At 72.6% G+C, this 12,575-nt stretch carries 13 protein-coding genes; 7 read left to right on the top strand and 6 right to left on the bottom strand.

The features are described from left to right. On the bottom strand, positions 1-1,258 hold a 1,258-nt coding region (xylB, locus tag D455_RS0105625; RefSeq protein ID WP_017569781.1), incomplete at its 3' end, for a xylulokinase. Between the two features lie 345 nt (positions 1,259-1,603). Between xylB and D455_RS0105620 the strand changes: the two genes are divergently transcribed. From D455_RS0105620 to D455_RS0105605, 4 genes are all read left to right on the top strand, one after another. Then, on the top strand, positions 1,604-2,593 hold the full coding sequence (locus D455_RS0105620) for a MetQ/NlpA family ABC transporter substrate-binding protein (protein ID WP_017569780.1): 990 nt from the start codon (positions 1,604-1,606) through the stop codon (positions 2,591-2,593). A gap of 524 nt (positions 2,594-3,117) precedes the next feature. Further along, positions 3,118-4,170 (top strand): ABC transporter substrate-binding protein, encoded by a 1,053-nt coding sequence (locus D455_RS0105615; protein WP_017569779.1) that lies wholly within the window; start codon positions 3,118-3,120, stop codon positions 4,168-4,170. Continuing rightward, entirely contained in the window at positions 4,167-4,952 is a 786-nt protein-coding gene (locus tag D455_RS0105610; protein ID WP_017569778.1) for an ABC transporter ATP-binding protein, read from the top strand. Before D455_RS0105615 ends, D455_RS0105610 begins: the two co-directional genes overlap by 4 nt. Before the next feature lie 91 nt (positions 4,953-5,043). Further along, the gene (locus D455_RS0105605) at positions 5,044-5,865 is read left to right on the top strand and encodes an ABC transporter permease (protein ID WP_051064581.1); all 822 of its coding nucleotides are present in this window, start codon (positions 5,044-5,046) and stop codon (positions 5,863-5,865) included. A 42-nt stretch (positions 5,866-5,907) separates the two neighbouring features. Here the strand turns inward: D455_RS0105605 and D455_RS0105600 are convergent, their stop codons facing one another. Both D455_RS0105600 and D455_RS0105595 read right to left on the bottom strand, forming a co-directional pair. Then, the gene (locus D455_RS0105600; protein ID WP_017569776.1) at positions 5,908-7,062 is read right to left on the bottom strand and encodes a pectinesterase family protein; all 1,155 of its coding nucleotides are present in this window, start codon (positions 7,060-7,062) and stop codon (positions 5,908-5,910) included. Between the two features lie 56 nt (positions 7,063-7,118). Continuing rightward, the gene (locus D455_RS0105595; protein WP_017569775.1) at positions 7,119-7,946 is read right to left on the bottom strand and encodes a rhamnogalacturonan acetylesterase; all 828 of its coding nucleotides are present in this window, start codon (positions 7,944-7,946) and stop codon (positions 7,119-7,121) included. A gap of 348 nt (positions 7,947-8,294) precedes the next feature. Here D455_RS0105595 and D455_RS34720 point away from each other — a divergent pair, with 348 nt between their 5' ends. Then, a complete protein-coding gene (locus D455_RS34720) occupies positions 8,295-8,525 on the top strand; it encodes a hypothetical protein (RefSeq protein ID WP_017569774.1) in 231 nt (76 codons plus the stop codon). 118 nt (positions 8,526-8,643) lie between these two features. Here the strand turns inward: D455_RS34720 and D455_RS0105585 are convergent, their stop codons facing one another. Then, positions 8,644-9,228 (bottom strand): Dps family protein, encoded by a 585-nt coding sequence (locus tag D455_RS0105585; RefSeq protein ID WP_017569773.1) that lies wholly within the window; start codon positions 9,226-9,228, stop codon positions 8,644-8,646. A 168-nt stretch (positions 9,229-9,396) separates the two neighbouring features. Continuing rightward, the gene (locus D455_RS0105580; protein ID WP_017569772.1) at positions 9,397-10,578 is read right to left on the bottom strand and encodes a PucR family transcriptional regulator; all 1,182 of its coding nucleotides are present in this window, start codon (positions 10,576-10,578) and stop codon (positions 9,397-9,399) included. 355 nt (positions 10,579-10,933) lie between these two features. Between D455_RS0105580 and D455_RS0105575 the strand changes: the two genes are divergently transcribed. Next, the gene (locus D455_RS0105575) at positions 10,934-11,761 is read left to right on the top strand and encodes an aldo/keto reductase (protein WP_026122353.1); all 828 of its coding nucleotides are present in this window, start codon (positions 10,934-10,936) and stop codon (positions 11,759-11,761) included. Here D455_RS0105575 and D455_RS34425 read toward each other — a convergent pair. Next, the gene (locus tag D455_RS34425) at positions 11,758-11,919 is read right to left on the bottom strand and encodes a hypothetical protein (RefSeq protein ID WP_169552598.1); all 162 of its coding nucleotides are present in this window, start codon (positions 11,917-11,919) and stop codon (positions 11,758-11,760) included. The two genes, D455_RS0105575 and D455_RS34425, sit on opposite strands and share 4 nt — an antisense overlap. Before the next feature lie 86 nt (positions 11,920-12,005). Here D455_RS34425 and D455_RS0105565 point away from each other — a divergent pair, with 86 nt between their 5' ends. Then, positions 12,006-12,542: a RidA family protein gene (locus D455_RS0105565; protein ID WP_017569769.1), complete on the top strand. Its 537-nt coding sequence runs from the start codon at positions 12,006-12,008 to the stop codon at positions 12,540-12,542. Positions 12,543-12,575 lie beyond the last annotated feature (33 nt).

The following is a 12,575-nucleotide window of genomic DNA, read 5'->3' as shown; positions in this document are numbered from 1 at the left end:
TCCACGCCGCCTGTCGCGCGGCGCCGAGCGCCACGTACTCGGCGGGCGGCGGCACGATCACCCGCGCGCCCAGGACGGTCGGCGCGACCGCGCGCACGGCGGCCGACCGGGCGGCCCCGCCCACGAGCAGGACCCGGCTGACCGGGATCCCGGTGTCGGTCATCGCGGACAGCCCGTCGGCCAGCCCGCACAGCATCCCCTCCACCGCCGCGCGGGCGATGTTCTCCGGGCGCATGTTGGAGCGGCGCAGCCCGTGCAGGGAACCCGCGGCGTCGGGCAGGACCGGGGTGCGCTCGCCGTCCAGGTAGGGCAGCAGGACGACGCCCTCGGCTCCCGGCTCGGCGGCCAGCGCCAGTTCGTCCAGCCCCGCCAGGTCCACGCCCAGCATCGCGGCGGTGGCGCTGAGCACCCGTGCCGCGTTCAGGGTGCACACCAGCGGCAGGAACCGGCCGGTCGCGTCGGCGTAGCCGCAGATGATCCCGTTGGGGTCCTGCGTGGGCCCCTCACTCACGGCGAACACGGTGCCGCTGGTGCCCAGGGACACCACGGCGTCGCCCGGACGCAGCCCCAGGCCGAGGGCGGCCCCCATGTTGTCACCGGTGCCGGGGGCGACCAGCGCGCCCGACGGCGTGTGCCCCACGGTCTCGGCGGGCCCGGCCACGCGCGGCAGCCGGATCTCGCGCCCGAACGCACGCGCCAGCAGGTCGGTCCGGTAGGCGTTCTCGGCCGCGGACCAGTAACCGGTTCCGGAGGCGTCGCCCCGGTCCGTGGTGGGCTCGGCCCCGGCGCTGGTCAGCTGCCAGGTGAGCCAGTCGTGGGGGAGCATCACCCCGGTCGTGCGGGCGGCGTGGTCGGGCTCGTGCCGCGCCAGCCAGCGCAGCTTGCTGACGGTCAGGCTGGCGTTGGGCACGTTGTCCACGGCCTTGGCCCACTCCGCGGCGCCGCCCAGCTCCTCGATCAGGCCCAGGGCGGCATCGGCCGAGCGCGTGTCGTTCCACAGCAGTGCGGGACGGACCACCGCGCCGACCTCGTCCACGGCGACCATGCCGTGCTGCTGTCCGGCGACGGCGACGGCGGCCACGTCGTCGAGCAGGCCGGAGGACGCCTGGTTCAGGGCCGACCACCAGGCGTCGGGATGGACCTCGGTCCCGTCGGGGTGCGGGGCGCGTGCCTCGCGCACCACCGCGCCGCTGTCGGCGTCACAGACCACGACCTTGCAGGACTGGGTCGAGCTGTCGATTCCGGCGACCAGGGGCATGGTTCTCGCTCCGTGAGGGCAGTGGGGTGGCGGCCTTCACAACCTAGAGGAGGGAAGGCGGTGCTGGGAAGTCCTGTCCGGTGGCCGTCCGCGCCGTGGGGCGGGACCGCCACGCATCTATTAGTTGCCTTACTAGACTAATAGATGGGCGATGTGGACATGTGGTGGACGCCACCCCGTGGGAGGGCGGCGGGTGATTATTCCTACTAACTAGGTCGGGTAGGCTCTGACCAGCTCAACGGTGCCCCACGAGGGGCCGCGGAGCCGCCCGGCCGCCGGCTTCCGTTCCGGTCGCCGTGCACCCCCCCCGCGATCCTCCAGCCCACGATCACGAAGGAGTGCACCATGCGCACGACCTCAGCCGTTCTCGGAGCAGCCACCCTCACACTGGCGCTCGCCGCCTGCGGTGCGCCCAGCGAGCAGGCCGCCGAGTCCGGCGAGGGGGACGTGCTGCGGGTGGGCGTCAGCCCGGTGCCCCACGGTGACATCCTCGCCTTCATCGACGAGAACCTCGCCGAGGAGGCGGGCCTGGACCTGGAGATCCAGGAGATCTCCGACTACAACATCCCCAACACCGCCCTGGTCGAGGGGGAGCTGGACGCTAACTACTTCCAGCACCGCGCCTTCCTCGACGAGTGGGTCTCCAACTCCCCGACGGACGCCGAGCTGACCTACCTCACCGACGTCCACATCGAGCGGCTGGGCCTGTACTCGGAGACCGTCGAGAGCGTCGGCGACCTGCCCGAGGGCGCCGAGATCGCGGTTCCCAACGACCCGGCCAACCTCGCCCGCTCCCTGGAGCTCCTGGAGGCCGAGGGCCTGGTGACCGTCGACCCGGAGGCCGGTGCGTCCGCCACCGAGGACGACATCGTCGAGAACCCGCGCGACATCACCGTGACCCCGCTGGAGGCCGCGCAGCTGCCCCGCTCGATCGCGGACGTGGACGCCGCGGTCGTCAACGGCAACTACGCCATCGAGGCGAAGCTGCCGGAGGAGTCCAACGTCCTGGCCTGGGAGCCCGAGGGCGAGGACTACGTCGAGTCCTACGCCAACGGCCTGGTGACCCTGGCCGAGAACGCCGAGGACGAGCGGATCCAGAAGCTGGCCGACCTGCTGCACGACGAGCGGGTCCTGGAGTACGTCCAGGAGACCTGGCAGGGCGTGGTCCTGCCGGTCGACGCCGAGGGCGAGGTCGTCGAGACCGACGGCGCCGGTTCCGAGGACACCGACGAGGGCACGGACGAGGGCACCGACGGCGGTAGCGCCGCGGGCTCGGGCTCCGACGACGACTCCGATGACGACGACAAGGACGACAGGGGCGGCAGCCGGAGGTAACGGCACGGGACGGGTCCGCGCCCACGCGGGTCCGGTCCACGACACGTCCTCCCTCGGGGGCGGTGGGGCTTCGCGGCCCCGCCGCCCCCGTCGCTTTGCCCCCGGTGCGGGAACAGCCCCTCGCCGACCACCGCCGGGAACGGGGTGTCACCGGACCGTGGGGCGTCGACGGGCCGCCGCGGAGGACGCGTTCTCCGTGTCCGTGGAGGAGCCACGGGCGTGGGGAGGCGGCGCCGACACGTCCGCGCCAGCATGAGTGACTCGCGTCACACCGAGGGGTGGCCGCGGGTCGGGGAAGCGCGGTCGCGGGGCGGGCGGGGCCGTCCGTGGGCGGCTTCAGTCCCGCCGTCAGGCCTTTGAGCTGCGCTTTCGTGGCGACGAACCCCGCTCCGTCGCGGGCGGATCCTCCCGTTCGTGCTGGTCATCTCCGTGGTGGGAACCGGAGGGTCGTGCTTCCACAAAACCTACTTATTAAGTAGAGTTTCTTCCGTCGGTCCGAGACCCCGAAGCCGAAGAGGATCCCGATGTCCCCGCGAACGTCCCTGATCCGCGCCACCGCGGCGGCCCTGGCCCTGGCCGCGGTCACCACCGGCTGCGGAGCTCCCGGGGACGACGACGGCGGGCTCACCCTGGGCTACTTCCCCAACCTCACCCACGCCCCGGCGCTGGTGGGTGTGGAGAACGGCATCCTCCAGGAGGCGCTGGGCGAGGACGTCCCACTCTCCACCCAGACCTTCGACGCGGGCCCCGACGCGATCAACGCCATCTTCTCCGGCGAGATCGACGCCGCCTTCGTCGGCCCCAGCCCGACCATCAACGGCTGGGCCCAGTCCGGGGGCGCCGCGCTGCGCGTCATCGCCGGATCGACCTCCGGAGGCGCGGGACTGGTGGTGCGCCCCGGCATCGACGGCGTCGACGAACTGCCCGGAACCACCCTCGCCACGCCCCAGCTGGGCAACACCCAGGACGTGGCACTGCGCTGGTTCGCCCGCGAACAGGGCTGGCGGGTCGACACCGAGGGCGGCGGCGACCTGTCGATCCTCCCCCAGACCAACGCCGAGACCGTGAACGCCTTCGCGCTCGGCGAGGTCGACGGCGCCTGGCTCCCCGAACCGCACCTGAGCCGACTCGTCGTCGAGGCCGGGGGAGAACCGCTGGTCGACGAGGCCGAACGCTGGACCGAGACCGACGGCGCCTTCGTCACCACCAACCTCATCGTCAACGCCGAATTCCTCGAAACCCACCCCGAAGCGGTCACACGCCTCCTCCGGGGCCACGTCGACACCATCGACTGGATCAACGCTCACCCCGAGGACGCCCGGGAGGCGGCCGCCACCCACCTGGCCGACCTGACCGGAACCCGGACCAACCCCGAGGTCGTCGCCTCGGCCTTCGACAACATGACGTTCACCGTCGACCCGATCGCACCGTCCCTGGCCGCCGGGGCCGAGCACGCCGAGGCCGTCGGCCTGCTCGACCCGGTCGACCTGAACGGCATCTACGCCCTCGAACCGCTCAACGGCCTCCTGCGCGGGGACGGACGGGACGAGGTCGCCGGACTCCAGGAGGATCTGTGACAGCCACGACCGAGAGCCCCAGCACGGGCACCGCACGTGCCTCCGCCGTCGAGATCGACCACATCTCCAAGGTCTTCGGTGAGGGCGCCAGCGCCCTGACCGCCATCGACGGCATGTCCGTCTCCGTGCGGTCGCGTGAGTTCGTCGCCGTCGTGGGGGCCTCCGGCTGCGGAAAGAGCACGCTGCTCTCGCTCGTGGCGGGCCTGACGAGCCCCACCACCGGCACCGTGGACGTGGGCGGGCACCGCGTGGCCATGATGTTCCAGGAGGCCTCCCTGTTCCCCTGGCTCACCATCGGCGGCAACATCGAGATCCCCATGCGGGTCAACGGGGTCCCCCGGGCACGGCGCAAGGAGCGCGTCGCCGAACTGCTCGACCTCGTGCGCCTGAGCGGCTTCGCACGCAAGCGCCCCCACCAGCTCTCCGGCGGCATGCGCCAGCGCGTCGCCCTGGCCCGCGCCCTGGCCCAGGACGCCGACGTGCTGCTCATGGACGAGCCCTTCGGCGCGCTGGACGCCATGACCCGCGACATCCTCCACGACGAGCTGGAACGCATCTGGCGGGAGAGATCTCTGACCATCATGTTCGTCACGCACAACGTGCGCGAGGCCGTGCGCCTGGGCGACCGGGTCATCCTGCTCTCCAGCCGCCCGGGCCGCGTCATCGAGGAGTTCACGGTGGAGGGCGAACGGCCCCGGCGGATCGACTCCGCCCAGATCGCCTCCCAGGCGGCCGAGATCACCGACCGGCTGCGTGAGGAGGTCTCGCGCCATGCCGTCTGATCCCAGTGTGCGGGACGCCAGTGTGCAGGGCCCCCACGCGAGGGGCTCCGGCGCGCGGGACCGCCACGTCCAGGGCCTGGACGCCCTGGAGATGGCGCCCCAACGCCAGTCCGACCGGCCCACCGCCGCACGGGTGGCGGCCCGGGTGTGGTCGGCCACCTGGCCCAAGCTGGCCGCCGTGGCCATCGTGCTCGCGGCCTGGCAGGCCGTGGTGTGGAGCGGATGGCGGCCGGTCTACGTGCTGCCCGGACCCGACCAGGTCCTGCCGCGCCTGCTGACCGAGATCTCCTCCGCCGAGTTCTGGGAGGCCCTCGGCGTCACCATGCGCCGCGCCCTCACCGGCTTCGCGCTGGCCCTCGCCGTGGGCGTGGCCCTGGGCCTGGCCGTCACGCGGTTCAAGCCGCTGCGGGTGGCGATCGGCTCCCTCATCACGGGCCTCCAGACCATGCCGTCCATCGTCTGGTTCCCCTTCGCGATGCTGCTCTACGGCATCAGCGAGTCGGCCATCATGTTCGTGATCGTCCTGGGCGCGGCGCCCTCCATCGCGGGCGGCCTGACCTCGGGGATCGACTACGTGTCCCCGCAGCTGCTGCGTGCGGGCCAGGCCATGGGGCTGCGGGGCGTCCAGCACTACACCCTGCTGATCGTCCCGGCCGCGCTGCCGATGTTCGTCACCGGCCTCAAGCAGGGCTGGGCCTTCGCCTGGCGCTCGCTCATGGCGGGCGAGCTGCTGGTCATCATCAACCAGCAGAACTCCATCGGCTGGGCGCTGAGCCAGGCACGCCAGTTCAACGACTCCGAGGGCCTGCTGGCCTACGTCCTCATCGTCCTGTGCGTGGGCATCCTCATCGACGTGTTCTTCAGCTGGGCCGACCGCTCCATCCGCCGCCGCTGGGGCGTGGCCCCCTCCTGACGTGCGGTCGCCGCCGCGCCCGGGGACGCGGCGGCGACGGGGTCAGCGTCCGCGCGCGGTGCACACCGGGCCCCGCCGGTGCTCCCGCACCGGGTCCCAGCCGTCGTCACCGGCCAGGTGGGCCCGCGCGGTGTGGCGGGCGGCCTCGTCCGGGGCCATCTGCGGGCGGTCCTCGGTGACCAGCGCTCCGGGGCCGAAGTTGCGGTACTCCCGCATCCGGAACTGACGCCAGTCGTGCCCGGAGGACATCTCGATCCAGCCCTCCTCGCGGAAGTGGCGGCCCATCCAGGAGTCGCGGACCAACACCCGCGGCTCGGCGTCCGGGTGCGAACTGGGCACCCACGGGCGGCCCAGGTAGACGGTCCCGGCCGGGGCGTCGCTGGTGAAGCAGCTGCGCGTGATCAGGAAGCCGAACTCCTGGTCGGGCGGGGTGCTCGGCGCGGTCACGTAGCCGTTGACGGTGTCGCTGCCCCGGTCCAGGGAGCGGAACTCGCACCCGTCGAAGACGGCCGTGCCCCGGCCGAAGACGAAGTCCACGTCGCCCTCGACGTAGCAGTCGGTGTAGTACTGACGAGAGACGGTGTCCGCGTCCGGCGAGTTCGCGTACAGCGTGTCCTGGTGGCCCAGGAAGCGCACGTTGTCGAAGACCAGCCGGTCCCCGGTGGTGCGCACCGCGACGGCCTGGGTCGCGGTGATCTCGGGGTGCTCCTCGCGCAGCCAGGAGTTCTCGAAGGTCAGGTCGCGCGCGTGCGTGTCGTCCCCGGCGATGACGACGCTGGCGCTGCCGGAGGTTCCGTAGGTGCCGCCTCCGGGCTTGGGCGTGCCCGACGCGCGGTCGTAGGTGATGACCACGTCCCGGGGGTCGCCGGTCGCGCCGATCAGGGTGATGTTGGGCTTGTCCCCGGGGATGACGACCGGTTCGCGGTAGACGCCCTCCTCGATGCGGATGGTGACGCGTTCGGTGCTGTGCGCGGGCACGGCGTCGACCGCGGCCTGGACGCCGGTGTGGTCCCCGGAGCCGTCGGCGGCCACGGTGATCACCCGGCCCTCGGTGCCGGGGGAGGGGCGGTCGGGGCGGGGCTCCCCGCCCGCGTTCGCGGTGCCGGGGGCGGTGGTGAGCGCCGCCGCCAGCAGCCCCACCAGCACGGTCGACAGGGCGGCGCGCGCTTTGCGGGGGTTGGCCGGGTGGTGTCGCACGGGGTTTCCTTTCCTGGGTTCCTGGGTTCCTGGGTGCGCGGGAGGGTGGGCGCGGGTCAGACCGGGCGCTCGTCGGGCCAGGTCAGGGCGCGTTCGGGGGTGGGGAAGGGGTCGCCCAGGCGCCGCGTGAACCGGGGTGGCAGGACGCGCAGCCGCTTGAGTTCGCGGGCGACGAGCCGGGCCACCTCGATCGCGCCGTGCGCCTGGAAGTGCGTGTCGTCCTCCACGCCCTCGGGGTAGTTGGGGTGTCCACCGGGTTCCAGCCACAGGAAGTAGTCCTTGGTGTCCTCCGGTCCCAGGCGGCCCCACAGATCCAGGCTCAGCGCGGTCAGGTCCACGGTCGGCACGCCCTCGCGGGCGCCCAGGGCGCGCATGGCCGCCGGGTAGTCGCCGTGGGACTCGCGGGGCACGCCCCCGTCGGTGAAGCGGCGCCGCTCCACCGAGGTGACCAGGGTCGGGTGGGCGCCCCGCTCACGGGCGCCGTCGAGGTAGGCGGTGAGCTGGCTCTGGTAGGTGCTCCAGGGCTCGGTGTAGCGGTCCGGGTCGTACTCCTTGGCGTCGTTGTGCCCGAAGGAGACGAGCAGGTGGTCGCCCGGGCGGAGGTCGGCGAGGACGCCGTCCAGCAGGCCCAGGTCCGCGAAGCTCCTGGAGCTGGCACCCGACAGCGCCCGGTTGTCCACCGTCGCGCCGTGCCCGAGGAAGAGGTCGAGGGCCTGCCCCCACCCGGCGCGCGGGGCCTCGTGGGCCGCGTAGGTCGAGGCGGTGGAGTCGCCAGCCACGAAGACGCGCGGGGGGCCGCCCCGCGGGCGCGCGTGGACGGGAGCGGCGAGCAGGGGGAGGGCGAGGGCGGTCGCCGAGGCGGTGAGGAAGCTGCGGCGGATCATGGGGGACCCCTCTCGTTGGGGAAGCGCTTTCCCTTGGTGCGAGGACGTTCCTGCAACCGATTGCAGAACCATCTCCGATGGGAGGGTGTGCCGTCAACCCCCGTGTGTCCGCTCTTCCCTGGGACGGAGTGCCGAAGGAGGATGATCGGCCTTGATGGTGGCGGCGTCGGGGTTCTCGCTGCTCGGCAAGCGTTTGTAACGGTGTTCGCGGCGTCGCGGTCGGTACGCGGCGACCGGGGTCGGAGGCTGGGAGGGGGAAGGCGGCGCGTACGTGATCGGTACCGCCAGCGCCGCCAAGCACGCGTTGCTGTCCGGGCTGGGCGCGGACGAACCGGTGGACCACACGCGGTGGACTTCGTCGAGGCCGTCAGCGACGTGGACGCGGTGCTCGGCGGGATCGGCGGCGACTGCCTGGAGCGGTCGCCGCGCACGCCGCGTCCGTGCGGGCCCCACGTCGACCCGCCCACGCCCTTCGAGGCGGAGCGCGTGGCCGAGGCGGAGGCCGAAGCACGCGCCGAGGGGCTCGACGCGGCGCGTCGAGCCCCTCGTGAAGCCCCGGGCCGCGGTGGTGGCCGATGACGAGCGTACGTCCGTGGAGGGCCGCCGCCCCTCGCTCCGGGAAGGCCCCTCGGCCGGGTGCGGGCGGCGGTCCACCGCACCGGAGGCCTTCCCGCGTACTCCGCGGGCCGGGCCGCGCCTAGGAGCGCACCAGCGGGGTGTCCACCAGGTGCTCGGCCACGAACCACGCCTCCAGTTCGTTGGTGCGGATCACCTCCGACACCAGGAGGTCGTTCGTGCCGTCGTCCCCCAGTTCCTGGGTGCGCGCGGCGGCGTCGTGGCAGTCCTCCAGGATGGTCTCGTGCGCCTCCAGGAGGCGGGAGAGCATCGCGGGGACCTCCTCGACGCCGTTGGGCGGACGCGGCACGCTGGTGATCTCCGCGACGTGCCGGGGATCGCCGACCGCCACACCGCCCAGGGTCTGCACGCGCTCGGCGATGGCGTCGATCAGCGCGGTCTGCTCACCGGCGTGCTTGTCCATCAGCAGGTGCAGCTGGTAGAAGGTCTGCCCCCGCATCAGCCAGTGGTGTTTCTTGTACAGGTCGTGCAGGATCCGTGTGTCGCACAGCACCTGGTTGAGCCGCTGGCACGAGTACATCCGGGTGTCGTAGGACAGCCCGACCGGGAACTGGCGGACCGTCCCGAACTCCTGGATCTCCTCGCCGCTCTGGTGCAGCCACGGCTGGCTGCTCCTGGGCTTGGGCGTACGGTCTGCGGTCGTCACGTCTGGTCCCCCTCCAGTCGGTGTGACTCGTGTCGCGGCTGGGAGCGCACGCGCGGGCACGCTCCTCCTGCCAGTCTCGGCTACCCAACGCCCCCGAGCGTCTAACCTCCGGCCAACCGGAGGTAAGTTTCCCGTGCTTTCGCCGGAACCCCGGCCTCCGGGACCGGGTCAGGGCGCGATCGCGCAGGCGGTTTCCAGCACGAACCGCGTCCAGGGCCGGTGCGGGTCGTGTCCGGTCAGCTCCCGCACCCGGCGCAGCCGGTAGCGCAGCGTCTGCGCGTGGACGTGCAGCGCGTCCGCGGCCGTGGTCGCCGCACCCTCGCGGAAGTAGGCCCGCAGTGTCTCCAGCAGGTGGGCGTTGGCCTCCGACAACAACGGCCCCAGCACGGCGCGGCGGACCGCCCCGGGGGTGACCGGGCCGCCGTTGAGCAGGGCCAGGACGCACGCGTCGGCCTCTCCGAGCAGCCCTCGGAGGCCGAAGGCGTGCGGCGGCGCGGTCTCCAGGGCGCCGTCGGACAGCCGGTAGGCGGCCGACATGTCGGTCAGCGTGCGCGGTTCCAGCACGCACCCGCGCCAGGGGTGCCCGTCGAGCACGGCGGCCACCCGGTCGGCGTCGTCGGGGGAGACCAACAGCACCACCCGTCCCGAGCGCGTGGTCACCAGCGGGCCGGCGCCCACCGGCTCCACCCGGGCCAGCAGCTCCATCCCGGAGGAGACCGTGGCCGACTGCGGAGACCCGCCGGAGGGGGCGTCCCCGACCTCGGCCACCACCAGCACGGCCGGGTCGGGCGGGGTGATGCCCAGGGTCCGCGCGCGGTCCCGGATCGCCCCGTGCGAGGCCTGCCGCCCGATCAGCAGGTCGTCCAGGAAGGCCCGCCGGGCCCGCTCCAGATCGGCGTCCAGCTGGTGCGCGGCCTCGGCGTGGCCCGCGGTCAGACTCTCCGAGATCTGGTCGATCGAGGTCAGCCACAGTTCACCCAGGGCGAACACGTCGGCGGCGTCGAGCCGGTCGGCCGCGAGCGCGGACACCAGGCGCACCGCCGCCACCGACCCCACCCGGTGGGCCCGTACCACCGCGCCGATGGACCGCCCGTCGGCCGCCCGGGACCGGCCGATACCCCGCAACCGCTCCACGTCCTCCGGCGGCAGCCGCGTCGCCCCCGCCACCCACAGCTCCAACGAGCGGCCCACGAGCCACGCGGTGATCGCCCGCACCTCCGCGAGCTGGGAACCGTGCAGCGCGCGGTAGGCGGGGACCTCGGCGTGCACCTCGGCGACGATCCGCTCCACCAACCCGGCCCGGTCACGTGCCAGTTCGGCACTGATCCGGGCGCGTTGTTCGCGTCCCATCGTCCCCACCTCCAGCCCGGCCCGGGCAGCCTACCGGCGGTCCGTACACGGGGAGTGTGGGAACGCCGCTTTTGGCGGGGTAAGGGAGTAAATGAGAGGGTGACGCGCTGCCGGTGTCCGTCCGACAGCAGGAGGGGGAACGGAAGCACGTCACGGTCGTCTTCGCCCCACGGGAGTGTCCCAGCGCCGCCCAACACCGGGCGCGCACGGTAAAAAGCCCGCACAAGAGGGGCGCACCTGGAACCGAGAGGCGCCCGGACGTGGCAGTATGCGACTGCGGCACGGGGAATACCGCAGGCCATCGAGAACAAGCAGGACCGTTCAGCGCTGACGGGGGATGAGACAGATGCAGCAGATGACAGTTCCAGAGCTCACTCTGAGTAGTGGCCTGCGTATTCCGCAACTGGGCTTCGGCGTGTGGCAGGTGCCACCGGAGGAGGTGGTCGCGGCCGTCTCCACCGCGCTCGACGTGGGATACCGCAGCATCGACACCGCGGCCGCCTACGGCAACGAGGAAGGGGTCGGTGAGGCGCTGCGCCGCTCCGGGCTGGAACGCGGCGAGGTCTTCGTGACGACCAAGCTGGCCAACCCCGACCAGGGCTACGACGCCACCCTGCGTGCCTTCGACGCCAGCCTGGAACGCCTGAACCTGGACGTCCTCGACCTGTACCTCGTCCACTGGCCGCTGCCCCGGCGCGACCTGTACGTGCCGACGTGGAAGGCGTTGGAGCGCCTCTACGCCGAGGGGCGCGTCCGCGCCATCGGGGTGTCCAACTTCCAGCGGCCGCACCTGGAGCGGGTCATGGAGGAGGGCGGGATCACGCCCATGGTCAACCAGATCGAGCTCCACCCGCTGCTCACACAGGAGGCCATGCGCGCCTTCGACGCCAAGCACAACATCGTCACCGAGGCGTGGAGCCCCCTGGGACACGGCAAGCTCCTCAGCCACCCCACCGTCGTCGGGATCGCCGAGGACCGGGAGCGCACGCCCGCCCAGGTGCTGCTGCGCTGGCACATCCAGCTCGGCAACGTGGTGATCCCCAAGTCGGTGACCCCCGAGCGCATCCGGTCCAACTTCGACATCTTCGACTTCGAGCTCTCCAGCATGGAGATGGACCGGATCAGCGGGCTCAACAACGACAGCAGGTTCGGCCCCGACCCCGACGACTTCGACGACGCCTAGTCGCGCATCTCCCGGCGCCTGCGGGCACCGGCGAGGACGGCCGCGGGGCCGTCGCGGCGGACGCGGCCGACGTAGGCCACCCCTCCGGCGAAGATGGAGACGACCACCCCCAGCACGGCGACGAGGACGATGAGGGACAGCAGCGCATTGATCGACATGCGCTCATCGTAGCCGCACGTCCGGCCGGCCACGAAGGGCCGTCCCGGACGTGCGGCGGGCGCGACACGGGTAGGAGGGGCCGCAGATGGGCCGGACACCGCACGAGATCGTCAACCCGCTGACCCTCGCCGAGCCGACGGGGTTCGCGCACGCACTCGTGGTCAGGCCCGGACGCGTGATCCACGTCGGCGGGCAGCGTGCGCACCGCCCCGACGGCAGGGTGGCCGGGAACGGTGTGGCGGAGCAGTTCGACCGCGCGCTCGCCAACGCGGTGGAGGCGCTGCGGGCCGCGGGCGCCGAACCCGTCCACGTGGTCGACATGCGTGTCTTCACCACCGCCATGGCGGCCTACCGCTCCAACAGCCGGGACATCGGCGCGGTCTACCGGCGCCACATGGGCCGGTTCTATCCGCCGATGACCGTGCTGGGCGTGACCGACCTGCTGGACCCCGACGCCCTGGTCGAGGTGGTGTGCACCGCCGTGGTCCCCGAGACGGGCACGAGCGAACCCATGCGCGCCGAACAGGTCTGGAAGCCCGTCGAGGGGAACGTGCACGCCCTGGTCAGCGAGCCGTCGGTTCCGGACGGCGTCGACGGGGCGCCCGAACCGGAGCGTCCGTAGACGGTGCCGGGAGCCCGCTCCGCGTGTCCGCCG

It is taken from the genome of Nocardiopsis halotolerans DSM 44410 (genome assembly GCF_000341065.1).
Taxonomy (GTDB): domain Bacteria; phylum Actinomycetota; class Actinomycetes; order Streptosporangiales; family Streptosporangiaceae; genus Nocardiopsis; species Nocardiopsis halotolerans.
This window is presented reverse-complemented; position numbering and strand designations above follow the sequence as displayed.

Excerpts from the sequence above, each read along its gene's own strand:
- D455_RS0105620 (WP_017569780.1), top strand. The coding sequence starts at position 1,604 with ATGCGCACGACCTCAGCCGTTCTCGGAGCAGCCACCCTCACACTGGCG.
- D455_RS0105615 (WP_017569779.1), top strand. The coding sequence starts at position 3,118 with ATGTCCCCGCGAACGTCCCTGATCCGCGCCACCGCGGCGGCCCTGGCC.
- D455_RS0105605 (WP_051064581.1), top strand. The coding sequence starts at position 5,044 with ATGGCGCCCCAACGCCAGTCCGACCGGCCCACCGCCGCACGGGTGGCG.
- D455_RS0105595 (WP_017569775.1), bottom strand. The coding sequence starts at position 7,946 with ATGATCCGCCGCAGCTTCCTCACCGCCTCGGCGACCGCCCTCGCCCTC.
- D455_RS0105580 (WP_017569772.1), bottom strand. The coding sequence starts at position 10,578 with ATGGGACGCGAACAACGCGCCCGGATCAGTGCCGAACTGGCACGTGAC.
- D455_RS0105575 (WP_026122353.1), top strand. The coding sequence starts at position 10,934 with ATGACAGTTCCAGAGCTCACTCTGAGTAGTGGCCTGCGTATTCCGCAA.
- D455_RS34425 (WP_169552598.1), bottom strand. The coding sequence starts at position 11,919 with ATGTCGATCAATGCGCTGCTGTCCCTCATCGTCCTCGTCGCCGTGCTG.
- D455_RS0105565 (WP_017569769.1), top strand. The coding sequence starts at position 12,006 with ATGGGCCGGACACCGCACGAGATCGTCAACCCGCTGACCCTCGCCGAG.